This is a genomic window from Aliikangiella coralliicola (genome assembly GCF_007004725.1).
Classification (GTDB): Bacteria; Pseudomonadota; Gammaproteobacteria; order Enterobacterales; family Kangiellaceae; genus Aliikangiella; species Aliikangiella coralliicola.
Map to the genome: position 1 here is coordinate 1 of NZ_ML660170.1, position 20,589 is coordinate 20,589.

Here is a 20,589-nt window from a genome sequence, read left to right on the forward strand (position 1 = left end):
TAAAATTTTACTGGAAAAACGCACAAAACATCTCATGCATGATATAAAAATCTAATTTTGTTGTCTTTCATTCGAAACTTTTAAATAGAAATTACAGTACTCAAAAAACGCTCAACTTTTGAGCACTTCTCTGAAAAATTATCTCATTTTTAATCATCGAAATCTCAGGTAACTATCATCTCATAATTTGCTAGTTAACTGGTCGAACAAGAACACGTATTACGAAAATTAAATAAGGTTATTTAACCATATCGTTGGTGTCGAACTTCATGTCCAGCGTAGATCAGCTCTACCATTTCACCAAGTGTACTCGCGACTAATATTTCTTCTAGTGGGGTTTCAACAGATAAAGATTCTAAAGTTTCTGCAGCGATCTCTGCTCGATCACAAGAACTCGCTCCGAGATTTACAAAATGAGTGTCTGCGGTGATATCTGGAATTTCTTCTTCAATATCGGCGACAAATTTTTTGGTGTGTCCAACCAAAACGGTGAATATATCATCTCTTTGAATATACATATCAACTCCTTGACTATTTTATATTGACTTACATGACTACTATTAGTCAGCCGTATCATTTTTATAACAAGTGGAAAAAACGATAATACCGACGATCAGTTACGTACAAACATATTTAACCTGATTTTCTTGAGCATAAAATTTTGCTAATTCGTCCAAAAAAAACTTTTGAGTCTCGGCAAAACTGATGTGAACGTCTTCCTTGATATCGTTAGTACCTAAATCGTACCCTTTCTTAAAAGCCCATTTTATAACATCGATATTCTCAATGTCCTCAATATTGTTATACATAACTTTTACTTCCAATCCTTTTTCGAGATTCCCCAAGATAGACTTTATCAAACTGATACACAATACTCGCTTTGAGATATTATTTCATTTTTTTTTATTCTGTATTGAGCTAGATAATTACTTTTAAAATCACGCGTTACAAATGCTCAATTTTAATCAACAAAATTACCAAATATTTAATTTTGTTGAAGTTGCAAGAATAAATAAAAATAACACCAGACTAATAATTAATGCCTCAAGCGAATTCAGTTTTACCGTCTCATGCGTGATATAAACCGCAAACAGTTTTCACAGCATTTAGCAACTATTTTAACCAGACACAGATTAAATACTTCGACGACGGCGCAGAAGATTACAGGTAATTAATGACAAAAATATTTATTGCTCTAAGATATATTATTTAAACTTCAAGTTCTGCATAACAAAAAATGAGCAGTGAATTGTTACTTTAGAAATATGACAAAAATTATACTTCAGGAAACTCTGAGCTTGATTAGTAGTCGAAAGAATAGCCAATGATAATTCATTCAGAAAAGGCGCAAACATTGGAAGAAAATTATCAGGATTGTACTTATCATTTACGAGGGATTACCAAACGATTTTCCACATTGGCTGGCAGTTCACTTTTAAAAGATTGCTCTTTTAAAACTGTAACCTTTTTGCCGCTTAATCGTTAGGGTTGTAAACCAAAGGTTTTCGTTTAATTTTAGGAGCTGAGGTAATGCAATATTTTGCAGGCCTCTTCCAAATTCAGTCACCGGAAGATTGTAACCGGTTAAAAAACAACCAAAGGAGATTAACCAGAAATGTCATCGAGTCAAACAAAAATCAATAATGTCTGGTACCCATCGAAGCGGTCAATCACAGAAACTCCCCATTTTACAGGTAGTCTGTTCTGTACAAGAATCTAAAATTATCACTCACACAAAGGACGGAAACTCGGTATATTGAGGCGCAATCCGCGTTTTTTATCTAAAGTTAATAAGCATTATCGTTAGTCGGGTGATCTTCACTTGCCCTATGACCTGATATCGATATACTTTTAATTTGTGATACAATGTGCCTTATTATCTGCAGGTATATCAATGAACGACCCAAAATATGACCAATTATTGGTCAGTAGTCTTAATAACCAAGAAAAAAAGTTACATACTGAATCTTTTACCTATCAATCAATCTTCTTGAGCTCAATCGTTCCAGACTCTTCCAATGCGCGGTTTTTGCCGGCCGTTCTTATCGAGGACGAAGACGCGAAACTATTTGTTAGTCGAAAAATGAGCAAGAAACAACTGGTCAATATGTATAACGCTGAAGATCATGTGATTATTGGCAAGTCGTGCATTGTTAACTGCCTGGAATATGGCTCTGCTGACTGGAAAAAAGCGAATCAGACTATCGAATCAATTCTCGAACTTGGTGATAATATTTCAGTATCCGAGCTTATTCAGGCGCCAACAATTTACCCTGTCGGCGATTCAAAATACCAGGTATTGACTGGTCACAGACGATTCTTTGCCCTGGTTTATGCGAAAGGATATGGCTCAGCTGCGCAATTTAAGTTATACGAATCTAAGCCCCTGCTCACCAAAGTTAAGCAGTTTCAGGAAAATGCCAGCAGAGAAGATTTGCCTCAATATGGCAAATTGGCCGCATTTGTCAACGCTATGGCGGAAATAGAAGCATTAAGCGCCGCTAGAATAAAAGTTGGGTTAAAAAAACTCACGGTAAAGGAAACGGCAACCAGTTTGGGAATTTCGATGGGCGCTTTTGACAACTATAATGTTTTAACTCGATATCCATGTGTTCTCGATTTGTATCAGGCCGGGCTAAGCTACCCTTTTGTTAAAACCAAAAAAGTTGTGCTTGAAGTAGAATCTGATTATAAAGCGGAACACGATAAATCTGTGTTGAATATTACTGACAAGAAAAAAATTGCCAAAGAAATTGAGTCCAGATTATTTAGTAAAGAAAAAACTTCTCCACCGAGAAAGAATTTCCAATTAAAACCCATTAAATCCGCTAAAACTATCAAGTCATTGTTGACCACAAATGTGATGGAATTAGATACAGGTATCAACTGGGATGATATTGACTGGGATGATCATTTTGATGTTTCAAAGACCATCTCAACCGTTATCGAATATTTGGAAAAAGCCCAGTAAAACTGAGCTCCAACAATAATATTAAGCATTTTGCGCTGGAACATTGGCGTGCGCCGTTGATTCATTCTGCAACGACTTCTTCACTTTAATCCGTGAGATGATTATGGCGCCAAACAGCGCAGAAAGAACCGACCCGATCAAAACACCAACTTTCACGCTTTCCAGAAATATCAACCCCTCTTGCTCGTATGCGAGTGTGCCGATAAACAAGCTCATAGTAAAACCGACACCGCAAAGTAAAGAAACGGCGTAAAGCTGGATCCAGGATGTATTTTCCGGTAGTTTTGCCAATCGTAGCTTTATCGCTAACCAACATGCCAAGAAGATTCCGAATTGCTTACCTACAAATAAACCGAAAGCGATCCCCAGCGTCACCGAGTTAGTCAGGGTTTCTATGGTTGCATTTAATAAATTGACACCCGCGTTGGCAAAAGCAAAAAACGGTAATATAAAAAATGTAACCCAGGGATGAAGTGAGTGTTCTATGTCTTCCAACATTGATGGTTGTTGTGATTGCTCACGCTTGAGCGGAATAAACCATGCAATAGCAAACCCGGCCAAAGTTGCATGAACACCAGACTTAAGCACCGCGGCCCAGACAATAAGACCCAGTAAAATGTATGCTGCCTTTTTCTGTACGTTAAAATAGTTGAGCCCGGCTAATCCAACTAATCCCGTCACAGCAACGGCAATTGAAACAACGGATAAATCCTGAGAATAAAATAGCGCAATAATAATCACTGCAGCAATATCATCAAAAATAGCAACCGATAATAAAAATAATTTTAACGTTAAGGGTAAATGCTTACCGAATATCACGAAGATGCCGAGCGCAAATGCAATGTCTGTGGCAGAAGGAATGGCCCAACCGTTAGAGGCGATCGGATCGTCTCCGTTAAACCACAAAAAGATGAGCGCTGGTACAGCAATACCCGCAATAGCCGCGACAAGCGGCAGTGTTAATTGTCGAATATTGGAAAGATGGCCACTAACTGCTTCGCGCTTAATTTCGAGGCCAACCAGGAAAAAAAACAATGCCATTAAACCATCGTTCACCCAGAGTAACATGGGTTTATTGATTTCAAATAAACCAATTTTAAAAACCACCGGCATTTCTAACAGAGAATCATACCAATGTTGAATCGACGAGTTGGCAATCATCAACGCAAGCACTGAAGCTGTAACCAATAGAATTCCGCCAGCCGCTTCGCTCCTGAACAAATACTTTACCGAATCCACCATTTTATTTTCCGACGCTCCATTAAGAAAAAAATAATTAAGGCACGAGTTTGCCCATCAAAACTTGTTGACTATTTGAAAATTTCTGAAAAATGCGTGTTGTATTACGAATCTCGTAAACTAAGATTTTTCTCGTTAGTTTTTCTCGCAAGGATAATTTTTGCGAAGCACTTTATAAACAACGGAAAGCGCTAGTTTTTCGGGCTGGGAGGAACTCATCAGTTCGGCAGTTACCTTATCGACGATTTCTCTGATCAAGAGCGGTTCGCCAAGGCAAAAATCACTATTAACTGTTATATTGTACCGCTTAATACGAGAACCAATTCTAGTGTTGATAGCTCGCTCGGTAAACGATGGTTTTTTATCAGAGTCACCCTGTGCATTTTTTGCGACACCACCATCGGTTGCAATTGCACCGTCAATAAAACCTTTGATATAACGAATACACTGCATACTTTCACTTGAATCAGGTTGCGCCTGGTAATTTTCGCACAGAAGTGCTAATTCCTTGGATTCCAAAGGCTGTATTGCGCCTGCAGAACGGGAATAAATTAAACCACTAATGATTAATAAATTAAGCAACAATGAAAAAATACTCTTAGAAATTGACATGATAAGCCCTCGAAATTAAATGACAACAAAGCAACCTGGAACTCGGCGATATGCCAGAACTTCTAATTAACGTTTTGTTCATCTGTACCCACCGAATAAATTGCATCTCTCAATCGTTACCCTTAAATTTAGTGACTTGATGGACCAATTATGTCATTCAAGTAATATTTATGATAATATATTTAAATTAACGATAATATTTATCATTATAAATGTGTTGTTTTTTTAGAAAGGAGCAATGATGTCACTACCACATTCTCGATTTCATGCCCGGTTAGGTACATTTCGTCAGCTCGAACTATTCGTAAAATTCGCGGAAACGGGTAGTATCAGTCAAACCGCACACGAGCTTCACCTGGCACAACCTTCTGTGTCAATTCAACTCAAAAAACTTTCTGACAACCTTGATGTACCGCTGTTAGAGCAAATCGGTAGAAAACTTTTTTTAACTGATGCCGGACGAGAATTATATAAAAGTTCTCTCGAAATATTTGATTCTGTCGGCCGACTAGAAAGTCGATTGGCGAGCCTCTCCGGACTCCAGGCCGGCTTGCTAAAATTATCTGTGGTAACCACAGCAAAGTATTTTTTTCCGCACTTACTTGGCCCATTTTGTCAAAGATATCCAAATATTGAAGTTAACTTCAATATCGGAAATCGGAATTCGATGGTTAACCGACTTCGAGAAAATAAAGATGATTTTTATGTCTTTAGCCATCCACCTGAAGATATTGATATCGAAACTTTTGAGTTTATCAAAAACCCGTTGGTGGTCGTTGCGCCCTCTAATCACAGGCTCTCCGGCAAAAAGAACATCAAGTTTTCTCAGTTGGCTGCCGAACCGTTTATTATGCGCGAACCGGGTTCAGGAACTCGCTATTCTATCGAAAAATATTTGCTTCAGTCAGGTAATTCGATTAATGAGAAAATGACAATAGAGAGTAATGAAGCTATTAAACACTCTGTGATGTCAGGTCTTGGCTTATCGATTTTATCTGTACATACCTTGGCACTCGAAAGAAATGCAGAAATAGAAATACTCGATGTGAAAGGTTTCCCAATGCTTTATCACTGGTATGTTGTTTATTTGCGTAATAAAAAATTGTCGGATGTTGCAAAAACGTTTCTTGAATATTTAGAGAATGAAGGCGCGCAAATTGCTGGTAACCTTTTAGTCAATTCGCCAGCGGCCAATTACATTTGAGTTTAAGAACCAGTTAATTGGCAACCCATTGCGTCTGCTGCAAAAATTGTTGTTCTGCAGTTTGATGTTAATTTTCTGCGCAGAACTGTTCTCATTACATCTTTTTCGAACGCCTCTTTTTCAATCCCCTTTCCTGGTTATTCCTTCCAAAACTGGTCTGTTTTGCATAAATCCTCGAAAATTTAACATTTATAATCATAAATAACATTACTAGAAAATATCTATTTTTATCTATATAAAATCTCTGACAAAATATGTCTATCATTAACAAGCAAACCAGAGATTATTTGCGATGAATTTAAGACAAACCGTTTTTTGCTTCGCAGTGAGTATTTTAACAATGGCTGCAGGTTTTGTTGTTTTCTCTGTCGACCCTAGTCAGTGGTCACTGGTGTTCGTTGGCTTCGGGCTATTGGCGATGACCGTCTACTTCTGGCTAATAAACCCGAATAAACTGGTCGAGATAAAACAGCCGTTGCTGTTGGCTGCTCGCTCTCCACAAAATCGCTCGTCGAACTAAGGCGCGGTCATGCAACTCGATGTCATCATCCTGTTTTTTATTCTCGGCGTCATCGCTAAGATATCCCGATCAGGCTTAAATATTCCGGCCGGTCTGCACCAGGGGATCAGCATTTTCCTGATGCTGGCGATTGGTTTAAAAGGTGGTATAGCGCTCGCGGGGCATATTTCTTACGATATCCTGAAACAATCCTTTGTGATCATGATGTCAGGCTTTTTATTTCCTTTAATCGCTTATCCATTACTCACTTACTTCGGCGGTTTTTCTCGCGATAATTCAGCTTCTGTTGCAGCTCATTTTGGCTCAGTGAGTATCGGAACTTACGCCGTTGCTGTTGCATTACTTGAATCTCAAAACATTGCTTATGAAGCCTACTTTCCGGTGTTTGTGGTATTACTCGAATTTCCGGCCATGATTATTGGTGTCATTCTCGCCAAATCGACTAATAAAAAATTGTCCGCCAAAACCTGGCTGAAAGAAATTTTCGCCAACCAGAGTCTGGTGTTGCTATTCGGTGGTATGGCTATCGGTGTTATTGCCGGCGAACAAACTGCCAAAATTATGCCCTTCTTCGCAGATTTGTTTTACGGCGTACTCGCAATATTTTTACTCGAAATGGGAATCTTAGCCGCAGGAAAATTAGCCGACTTAAAAAAGAATGGCTCGTTCCTGGTGGCCTTCGGTATTTTAATGCCACTCATTAACGCCGCTGCCGGAGGCTTACTTGGCAGCGCATTAGGTTTTTCTGCCGGCGGTATATTTTTGACGATTGTGTTAAGCGCCAGCGCTTCATACATTGCGGTCCCGATGGCGATGCGTACTATGATTCCGAGCGCCAACCCAGCGCTGGGATTAACCGCCTCTTTGGGTGTTGCTTTTCCATTTAACATTGTTGTCGGGCTGCCAATTTATTGGTTATTTGCACAATGGCTGATGGCCAACTAACGGAATGATAAATCAAATTCAAAGGCAAGAGATAAATCAATTATGCAAAAAATCGAAGTTAGTCAAAAACCCGTTGTTAGTATCGTGATGGGATCCCAATCGGATTGGCCGACAATGAAAGAGGCTGCCAACTTACTAAACCAATTTGAGATCCCATTTGAAACCCGGGTTGTTTCGGCGCATCGAACGCCGGATCGACTGTTTGATTTTGCCGGTTCAGCTGTCGATAACGGTCTCCAGATAATAATCGCCGGCGCGGGCGGCGCGGCTCACCTGCCCGGTATGGTCGCTTCACTGACTCCCCTGCCGGTTATCGCGATTCCGGTTGAAAGTAAAGCCCTAAAAGGCATGGACAGCTTGTTATCCATTGTGCAAATGCCAAAAGGCGTTTGTGTCGCAACGCAAGCCATTGGCAGTTCCGGTGCCTATAACGGCGGATTAATGGCCGCGCAAATTTTAGCGTTAAACGATCCAGAAATTAGAAGTCGGTTAGTCGAGTGGCGCGCTCATCAAACCAACAATGTTCCAACGGAGGTTGAATAATGCATATTACCATTTTAGGTTGTGGTCAACTGGCTCGACTAATGGCATTAGCCGGCAAAAAGATGGCTATCGATTTTACCTTTGTCGCGATCGATAATGAGTCAACGCGATGCGTTGACAAGCTGGCAAAAATCGTCCATTGGTCCAAACACGTCAGTACGACTTCTTTGTTACAAGCAATCGGAGAAACCGATGTTGTAACCGTGGAACGCGAAGACATCGACATTAGATTGTTATTGGACCTTTCGATGCGGGTTAACGTGTTTCCAAGACCGGAAAGCGTTGCGATATGTCAAAACAGAATTAAAGAAAAAATTGCACTTAGTCAACTGAATATCGCCAGCACTCCGTGGTTTGCGGTCACTGATACCACAGGATTATTCGAAGCCGCTAAATACCTTAATTATCCGTTTATCATTAAGTCGGCAGAACACGGGTATGATGGCAAAAACCAGGCTCGGATAAAAGATGAAAACGCACTCAACGAATACATTGATAATTTCATCGAGCCCAATGAGAAAATAAAAGCTATCGCCGAACCAATCGTTGAATTCGATACGGAAGTTTCCCTGATAGGCGTTCGCGCTTTATCAGGAGAAGTTAAATTCTACCCATTGACAGAAAATCATCACGTCGGCGGTATTTTGAGACGGTCAATGGCGCCTGCTGATTTTATTCCTGAAGACTGGCTGCAAAATGTGAAAAGAAATATGACCTCTCTGCTGGAGAAATGGCAATATGTCGGCGTACTCACTATGGAGCTATTTGTAACCAAAGATGGAATTATGGTAAACGAGCTTGCGCCCCGCATTCACAATAGCGGCCACTGGACCGACGAAGGTTCTGTCACCAGTCAGTTCGAAAATCACATCAGGGCAATATCAGGCTTATCCCTGGGTAGTACCATGAGTAAAGGTTATTCGGCAATGGTTAATATTCTTGGAACCGAATCTGAAAGCGCCGCTATCAATTTGCCTGAAACCAGCGTTCACTTATATAACAAAATGGATAAGCCTGGTAGAAAACTTGGCCATATCAACTTGAGTGATCCGCAACGAAATAGTTTATTGAATAAAGTGAAACTGGTTGAGCAAACAATCTATTCAGGCAATGGTAAAACGTTTCAGCTGTTCTCTTAGTATGCTGCTCGTGCCAGGCGTGTTTATCTTTCGTTATTTGCCAGTAAAGTTATTATGGTTGTAGTAACCGGTGTTAGTCAGAAAGACATATAAAGTTTTGTCTTTCTGCCCGCCGTCAACTTGCCGGTTAAACGATACCACCCAAACATCACGCGACGATCGACGTTCCATTGCTGCTTTCACGGCGATAGCATCTTTCCAGGACTTTCCCAGTTTACCACTTTTCACTAGTCGCTTAACATGATGACTAGCGGTAGAAAGTGCTTGAGATTGCGTAATCAACGCCGGTTTTTTATCATGTTTTGGGTGCGCATTAATCCAGCCGGTTAAAACGGTAAACAAGAGTATAATGACATAAAGTTTGTTTTTGAGTGATAGTTTTATATTAATTGGCAATCGTTTTTTTGGTTTTCTCGCGGCTTTTTTTCTCAGTACTTTTTTTCTCAGTACTTTTTTTCTCAGTACTTTTTTTCTCAGTACTTTTTTTCTCAATACTTCTTTTCTCAATACTAGCTTTCCCGCCACTTGTTTATGCATTAGTTATTCCCGCCTGATTTTTTAGTTTTGTTTTTTGATTTTCAGTTTTTTCCGATTAAATATCGAATCATTTTCAGTTATTAAACCTCTGGCCTCAAGTCCTCCCCCTTCCTTTGCGGTCAAAATATTAATGTAAACTTCGCGCCTCCTATCTCTGATTGGCTAAGTGTAACGGCTCCGCCATGGGCGATCATTATTTGACGCGTTAATGCTAAACCAATACCGGCGCCCTGTCGTTTGGTTGTGAAGAATGGAACAAAAATTTCTTCGGCAATTTCCGCAGGTACTCCCGGTCCATTATCAATCACTTCTAGTAACACGTAACCTCTTCTGTTTAAGCGCCCTCTTACCATTACCATTGGCTCACTCTGAGATTCTATTGCGGTGCTCTGGCTATCCATCAACGACTGTTCAGCATTTTGCAACAGGTTTATAAGTAACTGCTCCAACAAATCTGGATCGGCACTCAGCTGCAGATCTTCAGGCTCAACTTCTATTTTGAGCGTTATTCCCTTTTCCGCCCATTGATTTACAAACAGCGCCTTTATTCGTTGCAACAAACTCACCACAGGTAAAGTTTGTTTTCGCGGCGTTGACATTTGAGTCAGGCTTCGATAACTCTTCACAAACTGCATTAAACCATCAGAACGTCTAGCTACGGTATCGACTGCACGGCGAACATCTCCCAACTCCTGCTGCAACTCCACCTTAAGTTCTTCCTGGATTCTGGTGGTACTGGTTGAGCCATCCAGTTTACCTGTTGCATCATCAACCAGATCAGTCGCTGTTTTTGCTAACGAGGCAACCGGCGTAATGCTGTTCATAATTTCATGGGTTAACACCCTGACCAGGCCTTGCCAGGTTCGTAATTCAACATCATCTAACTCACTCTGAATATCTTGCAAGCTAATTAATTTTTCGTTCCCCGTTGCAGTGACAACCTGCGTTGCCAACACCGATAATTGTCGTTCGACTTCATCAAAAGAAAAGTTAATCAAGCGCCGACTACCTGGCTCTAACGATTCAATTGCCGCAACAACTTCCTCACCAAAAATACTCAAATTCTCAATACGATTGACAACAATACCGCTAAACAAACGTCGCGCTGCATTATTATGTAATTCAACACGACCGTCTGGATATAAAGACAATAAAGGAACAGGAACGTGTTCGGTCAGTGATTGTAAATGTCGAAGCTTTTCTTCTTGTCGCTGGTGAGTTTGTTTTAGACCATGCATGATCTCATCAAAGACATCACTCAACCGCTCAAAACCTGCGCCGGCCTTTAGCCCCTGAGACTCAGTCGCTTTAAACCTCTGACCAAAATCTTCGTAACGGGCAGCATCCAGAAACCGCGATAGCTCAACATTGGTTTTAGTGACATAACGATACAACTCATAAAACAACGCCGTCGCAACAATGGTGAGTAATAAAGTAATCCCATAATAACCTGAACTAGTCAGAGCGACACTTAATCCAGCTAAAGTTACGGTCAGCAAAATGACGCGAAAAAACAAAAGCGTTGCAAAGCGATTAAAAACCATATTTTTCTATCCGCCGATACAAAGTTGCTCGAGTTAATCCCAACTCATTAGCCGCCTTACTAATGTTATAACGATGCTTAGTTAACGCCGCTTTGATTAGTCGTTTTTCCATCGAAACCAAGTTCAAATCTGTGGACGTCTCTAACGCTCCTGCTGAAGTCTCAAAATCTGAATGCGCTTTCTCAAGGCTTTCATCATTAGATGACGATTGCATAGTTTGCAGTGCGTTACTATCAACACTGGGCAACCTTGTCATCCGCTCCAAATAATCTTCGTGAGGAACTTTTTGATGATTTAGCAAAACATTTTCCAGCTGAAAATCTTTAGCCAGGTATTCTTTTCCCTCCGACAAAATAACCGCTCGTTCAACCGCATGGCGTAGCGCTCGAACATTACCCGGCCAGTGATACGCCTGGATTGCCAGAAGCGCCTCATGGGTGAACGACTTCTCTTCTTTACGATATTTGCGCGCGTACATTTGTGCATAATGAATCGCAATTTCACCAATATCCTGCGCACGTTGTCGTAGTGGAGGCACATTAATTTCTACTGTATTCAAACGAAACAACAAATCCTGTCTGAATTTTTTTTCATCGTTGAGCGCTTCTCTTGAAATATTAGTCGCTGCGATCACCCTGACATCAATCTCAACGGCTTGATTACTACCTATTGGGACCACTTTGCGCTGTTCTAATACGGTTAATAATCTGGCTTGTAGATGCAAAGGAATATTACTGATCTCATCCAGAAAAAGCGTACCACCATTAGCCGCAACCAAACGCCCAATGCGATCTTTCGTCGCGCCGGTAAAAGCGCCTTTTTTGTGACCAAACAACTCTGACTCGAATAGTGTTTCAGAAACAGCGCCAAGATCGACTGACATAAATATGCTACCCGTTCGATGGCTCTGTTGGTGTAACTCGCGCGCGACTAACTCTTTACCTGTGCCATTTTCCCCAATAATCAGCACATTGGCATCGGTTGGTGCAGTACGACGAATCATCGAATGTACGGCTTTCATCGCTGCTGAATTACCTAGCAGGTTTTGATGGTTTGCCGCCGATGTTTCCATCAATAATTGATTGCTGTGCTTTAGCCGGTTTGCTTCTACACGACTTTGGTGCAGCTGAACAGCGGCAGACAAAGTTGCAATGACTTTCTCGTTTTGCCAGGGCTTACAAATAAAATCGGTGGCGCCAAACTTCATTGCTTCAACGGCAGTATCGATACCGCCATGTGCGGTGATCATCACGACCACCGCATCTGGGTCAATCGTTAAGATCTGTTTAAGCCAGGCAAAACCCTGTTGTCCACTTCTTTCGCCCGGGGAAAAATTCATATCGAGTAACACCGCGTCAAATGTCTGCTCCGCCATCACTCCGGGAATAAGTTCAGGCCGATTACAAGTGACAACTTCTCTGAAATGTCTTTTTAATAATAGTTCGCCCGCAACTAATATGTCCTCGTCATCGTCAACGATTAATATGCGCTTCTCAATACTCATTCAAAGAGCTCTCTTAAAATCTAATACGCTTTCTCGCGTGCTTCGATGAAAAATCAGTCTCGGCCAGCAACGGCTAACCCGGTACCAGCTCAAACTGACTCAGAAAAGTGTTCATTATTATACAGTTTATGTCCGATTTTATACACAAGCAGGTGTTCGGATTAATACACTTTTTATAGCTCTAGATATTTTTTCTATGAATATCAAAGAGATAAAAACTGGCACACACTTTGCGATACAGCGATTAATCAATATGACTTAATGGCAAAATTTTCTAGTTTATCGGCGGAGCTAAAATGACAGATAGCATCACAACCCCTTCAGTAATAGAAACCGCAGACAGAAATGTCGTCGCGCAGAAGTTAAAAATTAACGCTCTGTCGAACAAGGCGCTAAAATCAGCGGCTCAACTTTGCTTTCTGGTCACTGTTATCGGTCAGTGGATTTTTGCTTACTACGTTATTTCATTTTACGGAACTACCGCAATAGAAGGAGATTTCGAAGCCTGGAATAAAGTGCTTCCTAAGGGCCACATTCCCGGTGATACCATTGGTAATTTCGCCGTTGGCATGCATATTCTCTTAGCGATCATCATTCTAGTTGGCGGGCCACTACAACTTATTCCGCAGATTCGAACTCACCTGCCGACCTTTCACCATTGGAACGGCAGAATTTATATTACAACCACTATCCTGCTTAGCATCGGCGGACTTTTTATGGTCTGGACTCGCGGCACCCTCGGCGGCGGGCAGGTAGCTATCAGCATCAACGCGCTTTTGATCATACTTTGCGCTTTACTGGCGTTGTTTTTCGCGATTAAACGCAACATCAAAGTCCATCGTCGCTGGGCACTTCGTCTGTTCTTTGTTGCCGTCGGCGTCTGGTATTTTCGAATTGGCCTGATGTTATGGCTATTAATTCACGGCGAACCGGTGGGCTTCGATCCGAAAACATTTGAAGGCCCTTTCCTCGATTTTCTAAGTTACGCTCAATATATTTTGCCCCTGATCATGTTGGAACTTTATTTTTACGCCAAAGAGCGCGCCGGCAATTTGGGACAATTAACCGTCGCCTTGAGTTTATTCATCGTGACAATTGCAACAGGAGCAGGCGTATTTGCAGCAACCATGGGATTGTGGCTGCCTCGCATATGACGAGTATTGGCACACATTGGAATAATTTGAACTAGAGGTAAATAATGACAATTTTTTCATCAATCATTTCTTCGTTGGTCGCTATCCACATTGGTGCCGGAGCGATCGGATTGATATCCGGCTCGCTAGCACTGATGTTTCGCAAAGGCTCGAATCAACATAAAAAATCAGGAAAAATATTTTTAGTGGCAATGTTAGTCATGGCTTTAACCGGCGTATTCATAGCTTACTCGAGATCAATCATGTTGTCTTTTGCCAACGGACTCCTGGTAATCTATCTGGTCTCAACCGGCTGGATGGCGGTAAAACGAAAAGCTGGAGAAATCGGTAATTTTGAGAAAGGCGCATTAGCTCTGGCACTCTGTATTTTTACCATGTTACTCACCTTCGGTTTTCAGGCTATCGAGACCGGCTCAAAAGATGGTTTTCCACCACAGGTTTTCTTTTTCTTTGCATCTGTTGCCGCAATTAGCGCTGTGCTAGATATCAAGATGATTTATCATGGCGGTGTCGCCGGCACCATCCGAATAACTCGTCACCTTTGGCGTATGTGTTTTCCACTATTTATGGCCACTGCCGCATTTTTTCTGGGGCAGGCGAAAATATTTCCTGATCCTCTCAGGAAAATTGAGTTTCTGGCGGCACCTGTCATTGTGATTGTTTTATTAATGATGTTCTGGTTGGTACGAGTTCGCCTGTTGAATCGATACACAAGAATTTAGCAAAAAGATGAATATTCTCACCTTAATCGCTGCGATAATTATCGCGGCTTTTATTGTTATTAAGTTTCACAAAAAACGTTGGTCTTCAGCAGCACTATGGCCGACGCTCCCCGCTTATTACTGGAGCGTAGCCAGCTACCCTTTAGATTATCAATCTCTTGATAACTCGGCCGGGATGATGAGTTTATTGTTTTTGGCGATTGCCTATCTAGCTTATTTAGGCTATAAGCAGAATAAGTTTACCGGTCTGTTGGTTTTGTCAGTGGGATATATCAGCCATGGGCTCTTTGACGTGATCCATCAATCGCTATTCGACAACGCTAGCACTCTCCTGTGGGGGGCTGAGTTTTGCCGAAGCTTTGATGTGTTACTCGGCGTTTACCTGATTTGTGCCGCGCTTGCGGCTAGCCCCGAAAAAACTGAATATCAATAGGAAAAGAAGGATGTTGAAACTCGATAAGGTTAGCAAAATCTATCGTGCTGACAATGTAGAAACCGTTGCTTTGAACTCTGTGAGCCTTGAAATTACCCAGGGTGAATTTGTCGCTATTATGGGGCCATCCGGCTGTGGAAAGTCAACCTTACTCAATATCATCGGTCTGCTGGATAAACCCGATGACGGCCAATATCAATTTCTCGGCCAGGAAGTAACGCCGCTTAATGAAAAAAAACTTGGACACATTCGTAAACAAAATATTGGATTCATTTTTCAGAATTTTAATTTAATTGAAGAGTTAACCGTCGAAGAAAACATCGAGCTAGCCCTGCTCTATCAAAACATCAAACCAAGAGAAAGAAAAAGACGCGTCGCAGAGGTCATGGATCAAGTCGCTATTGCTCACCGTGGCAGACATTTACCGTCTCAATTATCCGGTGGACAGCAACAGCGCGTTGCTGTAGCTCGTGCGGTCGTCGGTAATCAAACACTGATTTTAGCTGACGAACCGACCGGCAACCTTGATAGCACTCACGGTCATGAAGTGATGGACATGTTAGTTGGTTTGAACGAACGTGGCACCACGATAGTGATGGTGACTCACTCGGCGACTCACTCAGACTACGCGCGTCGAACGATTAATCTGTTTGACGGGCAAGTTGTCACCGAAAACATTCGCGCCGTCTCTTGATTGCTGATGCTTAATTGTCAGTTTTTAGCTGTGCAAATTTGGACCATGAAATCTAGTGATGAACTTTTACCATATTTTTTATTTTCCATTTAACCTTATTCGCCATTTAACCATTGTGAAAACTCAACAGTCTATCACGCCGCGAAAGAAAATTTTCGCGATAAAAAGAAAACCGGAAACCGCCGATGCTAGCCAACTATTTTAAACTAGCCTTAAGAAATCTGACTAAGCATCGATTGTATGCGTTTATTAATGTGACCGGTCTCACTCTCGGTTTGACCATTTTTGTTTTTAGTTCACTACTGATTAATTACGAAGAAAATCACGACCATATGTTTTCCGATCGTGATCGCATTTTTACAGTAGGCAGTATTTTTTCGCCAGCATCAGGTGAACCTATCAGCGAATTTCCCAACGTTCGATTAGCTTATGCGCCATTGCTGAAAGCAGAAATAAAGCAGGCGGGCCTGGTGGCTCGTTCAGTGCTAAGAGAAAGAATACTGAAAACAAAAAGGAAAAGTTATTACGAAGGGATTCGATTTGTAGAAAAAGATTTTACTCGCATTTTTGATTTTCAATACATTCACGGTGACCAGACTGCGACAGATGATCCTCACGGTCTGGTTCTCACCGCGTCAACGGCAAAAAAACTTTTTGGCCATACCGATGTTTTGGGCGAATCCGTTATTCTGGAACACGTCTACAACATGAAAGTAACGGCTGTGATTGAAGACGTTAGCGCAGACAGTCATTTTAATTCGTCTCTCATGCCAAATACCAAGCTGACTGCGTTTGCTTCACTACAAGCTTTAGTTGCGGTTAGCGACTTTAACGAGACAGGCGATTGGAATTCGCTAAATCCAGCAGATTTAACTTATGTTTTGTTGCAAAAAAATATTAGTAGAGCCTGGTTACAAGAACGAGTGGATTTGGTTTACGCCCGTTTCACGCCAGAGTCACAACGAGATTATATTAGCGCGCTTAAAGTTCGGCCATTGATAGAACAGAATACCCAGGTTTGGGAGGCACTGGGTTTTCCCGTGCTTGAATCGGTGCGGCTGTTAGGACTACTCATTTTAATAACGGCCTGCCTCAACTATGCAAATCTTGCCATAGCGCAAAGTTTCGGCCGAACCCGGGAGGTCGGCTTACGTAAAACTTTCGGCGCAGAAAAATCACAACTCTACACTCAATTTCTCACAGAAAGTTTAACCCTGACAGCATTCGCCATGTTGATCGCCTTATCCAGTATCGAGTTACTAGTACCCGCCTATAACGAATGGTCTTCTAAAGAAGTGATACTTAATTACCAAACTATATTGCCACAACTGGTTCTAGTAACGCTCATCGTCGGCTTCATGGCCGGAGCCTACCCTGCTTATTTGATTTCTCGTGACAGCCCTATTAACAGTCTTCATGGAACGCTATTAAAAAGCCGCCAGGGTCACTCTTTTCGTAACCTGATGATCGCCGCGCAATTTTCGATTTCTATTTTTATTCTGGCGCTGGTTATGATTATTTATTTTCAAAATCAGAAAGTACAAACACTGAGTAGTGCTTTTCCACGATCTCAGATTATCGTGTTGGAACGCATGGGCATTGATCAAATAAAGGAAAATTATCAAGCGCTAAGTCACGAAATAAAACAAGTTAAAGGTGTTCAATCAATGACTTTCTCAGCCGGCGTACCATTCCTTGAAACCGGAAGCTCTGGAATTGTTGCGACCACTAAAAATGGAGAGTCACTCGAGGTAAAACTTTACCTGGTTTCAATCGACTTTGATTTTATGAAAACCTACGATATCGAACTTCTCGCCGGTCGTTCATTTGACCCGAAAATCGACGCAGACGTGTTAACCCCCGGATCCAAACAAGCCAATGTTATCGTCAACCCACTCGCTGCAGAAAAGTTGGGGTTTGGTCGAAATTATAATGTCATTGGGCAATCATTCTTTAGCTTGCCTGAAGACAGCGAACAACAAAATAGAGAGTGTATTTCTAACCGTCCTTCTAACCGGTGCGAGACGCTTCAATATAACATTGTCGGTTTGATGCCCGATCAGTATTTTCTGGGTGTTCATATGAAAAAACGTCCGATTATTTTTTTAGTCAAACCACAAACCCACCGCTATGCTTCAATCAGGCTCAATCAAAATGCCGACGCTGAAACATTGGTCAATATTGATCGGGCTTGGTCACAGGTCTTCGAAAACTACCCGATCATAAGACAACCGCTAGAGTTTTATTTCAATCGTTTTTTCCGCATTCCGTCGGTGATTTACCAGGTTATCGCTTTCTTCGCTGGTATCGCACTGTCACTCTCATTGATTGGTCTGTTTGGGCTCTCGGCTTTTATGGCCCGCCGGCGTACTAAGGAAATAGGTATTCGCAAAGTCATGGGCGCGAGCGTTAATCAAATTGTGCGGTTACTGATATGGCAAATCTCGCTGCCGGTGATGTGGTCAATGTTGATCGCTATACCAGCAGCTTATTTTGCGGCCGATATCTATCTAAACTTTTTTCCTGAGCGGATTGAGTCTGTCGTTCCATTAATCATAGTAGCGAGTGTAATCAGCATTTTAACCGCCTGGGGAGTTATTGCGGCTCACGCGATTAGCACCGCCAACGAAACGCCAATCACTTCACTTCGTTATGAGTAAATATTCTGAAGTTCGTATAAATGGAGTTAGTAAAATATTGTCGGTTGGGTTGCAAAACCCAACATCCCTGGCCGATGTTAACTCTGATGTTGGGTTTCATTTTTCAACCCAAGCTACGAAAAGTAAAACAAATCATCTGATGCTTCGCATTGCGCGAAACACCAGATAATTATCGACTGACGATTAAGGGTTTTGGTTTAAATAAGCACGATGTGGCGTGGAAAAATTGTAACCATCACTCGCATCCCAATTGATCGACCAGGTCATCAGCCCTCTAAAATGAGTATACGCCTGTCCCGGCTGATAAGTGCCGCATTGAGTGAGTTTAATAAGACAATCCAACGCCTTGTGTACATTCGCCGGTGTGGTATAACCGGAACTCGCCGAGCTGCCGCCTGAAGGTAATCCAAAAGCAACCTGGCTGGGATTCAAACCAGGAAATGGGTTATCGCTGCTGGCCGCGTCAAATCCGGTAATCAACATGTCAGCCATGGCAACGTGAAAATCAGCTGTTCCCGGTTGATATATTTTTCCGTCAGTCCCATACATGGATCCGGTATTGTAATGTTGTACATGAATCACTGTCAGATCATTTCGTAGTGCATGAATTAATGGTAGGTAAGCGCCCCAAATGCCGCCGAAGTTATTCAAACCACCTTGAACATAAGCCGTTTCCGGTGCCATAGTTAGAATAAAGTCTGGGCCAAAGCGCGTTTTTAATGCGCGTGTTGCATCAATCAGATTAATAATGGCTGGTGTTTTAGGATTGGCAATGGTGTCTCCGGCGTCCATGCTAAGCGAACCACCTTCTAGATCTATGTCCATTCCATCAAAACCATATCGAGCAATAATGTCTCCCATGGTGCGAATGTAATTATCACGCGCAGTTGCTGTTTTCAATTGAATGTGCGCATTTGCACCGCCTAATGAAATCAGAACTTTTTTACCTTTGGATTGTTGTAATCTTACCCCTGCAATAAAGTCAGCATCGGTATCATTAAAAGGTTCAAAAGCAACTTCTCCTTCTTGCCCACCCGGCTTATTTTCCGCGAACGAAACATTAATAATATCCCATGCCTCAATCACATCTTTCATTTTGATAACCGTTGAGCCATTATCAAAGTTATGCCAATAACCAACCAATAATCGATGTGGTAGCGGGTCAACCTGGCCATCATTAACTGACGCACTGGTCGTTGCTGTATCGGTTTGTCCATCGTTATCAGTGACAGTCAAACTCACGGTATAACTTCCAATGGAACTATAGGTATGACTCGGATTTTCCAGAGTGCTGCTATTGCCGTCACCAAAATCCCAAGAGTAACTGACAATATTACCGTCAGCGTCACTCGACCCTGCACTACTAAACGCAATGGCGTTACCGACTGTTGCCGAATAAGGCCCATTGGCCATAGCCTTCGGCGGTTGCGGACCACCCACACAATCACTCACAAATGACCAGGCTGACTGCCAGTGTGCGCCAACACCGGGTTCATAAGCCCAGGCAGCGTTTGACGAACACCAACCGGCAATGTCGCAGCGGTATTTTTTATTAACATTACTGACCAAATCGCCTGTGCTGTAAGCGGTTCCTACGACATACTGAGGTACGCCATCACAAGAACCACCGCCGCCATCTGAGGTTATGGTCGCCGTGGTCGAACTGGAATGGCTGGCGCCTTCATTGTCAGTCACTTTCAAGGTGACGGTGTAGCTTCCAGCCGAAGTATAAGTATGAGTTGGGTTGTTTTGAGTGCTGTTATTACCATCACCAAAATCCCAATTAACCGAAACAATATTTCCGTCAGGGTCACTAGAACCGGCGCTGCTAAAAGAAATCGCTTCGCCTTCCTTGCCACTATAAGGACCGTTCACTTTCGAAATCGGGTTTTGATTGCCGCCGCTTCCATCACAGGCACCTAACAACTTCCACTCTTGCCACGGCCCTGAATGAGATTCAGGATTTTGATTTTGCGTCCACCATTTAGCTTCATAGGCGTTGGTATTATACTGAACTTGATGACCACCGAGGTACGCAGTACTACTGTCCCAGGTTGATAGCCCGTCGCAATTAACTGCTTGCGCAGACTGAGAGATAAATAGACCGACAACAATTATCGGAACGCTGTTTATTATTTTCATTAGACCCTCCTAGTTATTAGATTTGA

Annotated in this window: 20 protein-coding genes; 12 read left to right on the plus strand and 8 right to left on the minus strand. The window is 42.1% G+C overall.

Annotation, left to right across the window (positions count from 1 at the left end; translation table 11 throughout):
- Positions 1 to 242: 242 nt before the first annotated feature.
- On the minus strand, positions 243 to 518 hold the full coding sequence (locus tag FLL46_RS22125; protein WP_142933842.1) for a phosphopantetheine-binding protein: 276 nt from the start codon (positions 516 to 518) through the stop codon (positions 243 to 245).
- Between the two features lie 99 nt (positions 519 to 617).
- Positions 618 to 860: a hypothetical protein gene (locus tag FLL46_RS22130; RefSeq protein WP_142933844.1), complete on the minus strand. Its 243-nt coding sequence runs from the start codon at positions 858 to 860 to the stop codon at positions 618 to 620.
- A 464-nt stretch (positions 861 to 1,324) separates the two neighbouring features.
- On the opposite strand from FLL46_RS22130, the gene FLL46_RS27205 reads away from it, so the two are divergent.
- The gene (locus tag FLL46_RS27205) at positions 1,325 to 1,486 is read left to right on the plus strand and encodes a hypothetical protein (protein ID WP_168204287.1); all 162 of its coding nucleotides are present in this window, start codon (positions 1,325 to 1,327) and stop codon (positions 1,484 to 1,486) included.
- A gap of 408 nt (positions 1,487 to 1,894) precedes the next feature.
- Complete coding sequence (locus FLL46_RS22135; RefSeq protein WP_142933846.1) at positions 1,895 to 2,971, plus strand: ParB/Srx family N-terminal domain-containing protein; 1,077 nt, start codon at positions 1,895 to 1,897, stop codon at positions 2,969 to 2,971.
- A 21-nt stretch (positions 2,972 to 2,992) separates the two neighbouring features.
- Here FLL46_RS22135 and nhaA read toward each other — a convergent pair whose 3' ends face one another.
- Together nhaA and FLL46_RS22145 are read right to left on the minus strand one after the other, a co-directional pair.
- A complete protein-coding gene (gene nhaA / locus FLL46_RS22140; protein WP_142933847.1) occupies positions 2,993 to 4,213 on the minus strand; it encodes a Na+/H+ antiporter NhaA in 1,221 nt (406 codons plus the stop codon).
- Positions 4,214 to 4,345: 132 nt separating this feature from the next.
- Positions 4,346 to 4,822 (minus strand): Rap1a/Tai family immunity protein, encoded by a 477-nt coding sequence (locus FLL46_RS22145; RefSeq protein ID WP_142933849.1) that lies wholly within the window; start codon positions 4,820 to 4,822, stop codon positions 4,346 to 4,348.
- Between the two features lie 238 nt (positions 4,823 to 5,060).
- Between FLL46_RS22145 and FLL46_RS22150 the strand changes: the two genes are divergently transcribed.
- The 5 genes from FLL46_RS22150 (at position 5,061) to FLL46_RS22170 (ending at position 9,173) form a co-directional block, all read left to right on the plus strand.
- Positions 5,061 to 6,026 carry a LysR family transcriptional regulator gene (locus FLL46_RS22150; RefSeq protein ID WP_210418795.1) on the plus strand — a complete coding sequence of 322 codons (966 nt, stop codon included), beginning with the start codon at positions 5,061 to 5,063 and terminating at the stop codon, positions 6,024 to 6,026.
- Between the two features lie 292 nt (positions 6,027 to 6,318).
- Complete coding sequence (locus FLL46_RS22155; RefSeq protein WP_142933853.1) at positions 6,319 to 6,546, plus strand: hypothetical protein; 228 nt, start codon at positions 6,319 to 6,321, stop codon at positions 6,544 to 6,546.
- A 9-nt stretch (positions 6,547 to 6,555) separates the two neighbouring features.
- Complete coding sequence (locus FLL46_RS22160) at positions 6,556 to 7,491, plus strand: sodium-dependent bicarbonate transport family permease (RefSeq protein ID WP_142933855.1); 936 nt, start codon at positions 6,556 to 6,558, stop codon at positions 7,489 to 7,491.
- 42 nt (positions 7,492 to 7,533) lie between these two features.
- Complete coding sequence (gene purE / locus FLL46_RS22165; RefSeq protein WP_142933857.1) at positions 7,534 to 8,034, plus strand: 5-(carboxyamino)imidazole ribonucleotide mutase; 501 nt, start codon at positions 7,534 to 7,536, stop codon at positions 8,032 to 8,034.
- Complete coding sequence (locus FLL46_RS22170) at positions 8,034 to 9,173, plus strand: 5-(carboxyamino)imidazole ribonucleotide synthase (protein WP_142933859.1); 1,140 nt, start codon at positions 8,034 to 8,036, stop codon at positions 9,171 to 9,173. The genes purE and FLL46_RS22170 overlap by 1 nt, the downstream gene beginning before the upstream one ends.
- Positions 9,174 to 9,206: 33 nt before the next feature.
- Here FLL46_RS22170 and FLL46_RS22175 read toward each other — a convergent pair whose 3' ends face one another.
- From FLL46_RS22175 to FLL46_RS22185, 3 genes are all read right to left on the minus strand, one after another.
- Positions 9,207 to 9,710, minus strand: coding sequence for a DUF6488 family protein (locus FLL46_RS22175; RefSeq protein ID WP_142933861.1), 504 nt, complete (start codon positions 9,708 to 9,710; stop codon positions 9,207 to 9,209).
- 119 nt (positions 9,711 to 9,829) lie between these two features.
- Positions 9,830 to 11,254 carry a sensor histidine kinase gene (locus FLL46_RS22180; RefSeq protein WP_142933862.1) on the minus strand — a complete coding sequence of 475 codons (1,425 nt, stop codon included), beginning with the start codon at positions 11,252 to 11,254 and terminating at the stop codon, positions 9,830 to 9,832.
- Entirely contained in the window at positions 11,244 to 12,758 is a 1,515-nt protein-coding gene (locus tag FLL46_RS22185) for a sigma-54-dependent transcriptional regulator (RefSeq protein WP_142933864.1), read from the minus strand. Before FLL46_RS22185 ends, FLL46_RS22180 begins: the two co-directional genes overlap by 11 nt.
- A 296-nt stretch (positions 12,759 to 13,054) precedes the next feature.
- On the opposite strand from FLL46_RS22185, the gene FLL46_RS22190 reads away from it, so the two are divergent.
- The 5 genes from FLL46_RS22190 to FLL46_RS22210 all read left to right on the plus strand — a co-directional run bounded on the left by FLL46_RS22190 (position 13,055) and on the right by FLL46_RS22210 (position 18,421).
- The gene (locus tag FLL46_RS22190; RefSeq protein WP_142933866.1) at positions 13,055 to 13,912 is read left to right on the plus strand and encodes a DUF2306 domain-containing protein; all 858 of its coding nucleotides are present in this window, start codon (positions 13,055 to 13,057) and stop codon (positions 13,910 to 13,912) included.
- Positions 13,913 to 13,956: 44 nt separating this feature from the next.
- Positions 13,957 to 14,634 carry a DUF2306 domain-containing protein gene (locus FLL46_RS22195; RefSeq protein ID WP_142933868.1) on the plus strand — a complete coding sequence of 226 codons (678 nt, stop codon included), beginning with the start codon at positions 13,957 to 13,959 and terminating at the stop codon, positions 14,632 to 14,634.
- 7 nt (positions 14,635 to 14,641) lie between these two features.
- Positions 14,642 to 15,067, plus strand: coding sequence for a hypothetical protein (locus FLL46_RS22200; protein WP_142933870.1), 426 nt, complete (start codon positions 14,642 to 14,644; stop codon positions 15,065 to 15,067).
- Positions 15,068 to 15,077: 10 nt separating this feature from the next.
- The gene (locus FLL46_RS22205) at positions 15,078 to 15,761 is read left to right on the plus strand and encodes an ABC transporter ATP-binding protein (protein ID WP_142933872.1); all 684 of its coding nucleotides are present in this window, start codon (positions 15,078 to 15,080) and stop codon (positions 15,759 to 15,761) included.
- Between the two features lie 185 nt (positions 15,762 to 15,946).
- A complete protein-coding gene (locus FLL46_RS22210) occupies positions 15,947 to 18,421 on the plus strand; it encodes an ABC transporter permease (RefSeq protein WP_142933874.1) in 2,475 nt (824 codons plus the stop codon).
- Positions 18,422 to 18,604: 183 nt separating this feature from the next.
- Here FLL46_RS22210 and FLL46_RS27910 read toward each other — a convergent pair whose 3' ends face one another.
- Complete coding sequence (locus FLL46_RS27910) at positions 18,605 to 20,563, minus strand: PKD domain-containing protein (RefSeq protein WP_142933876.1); 1,959 nt, start codon at positions 20,561 to 20,563, stop codon at positions 18,605 to 18,607.
- Between the last annotated feature and the right edge of the window lie 26 nt (positions 20,564 to 20,589).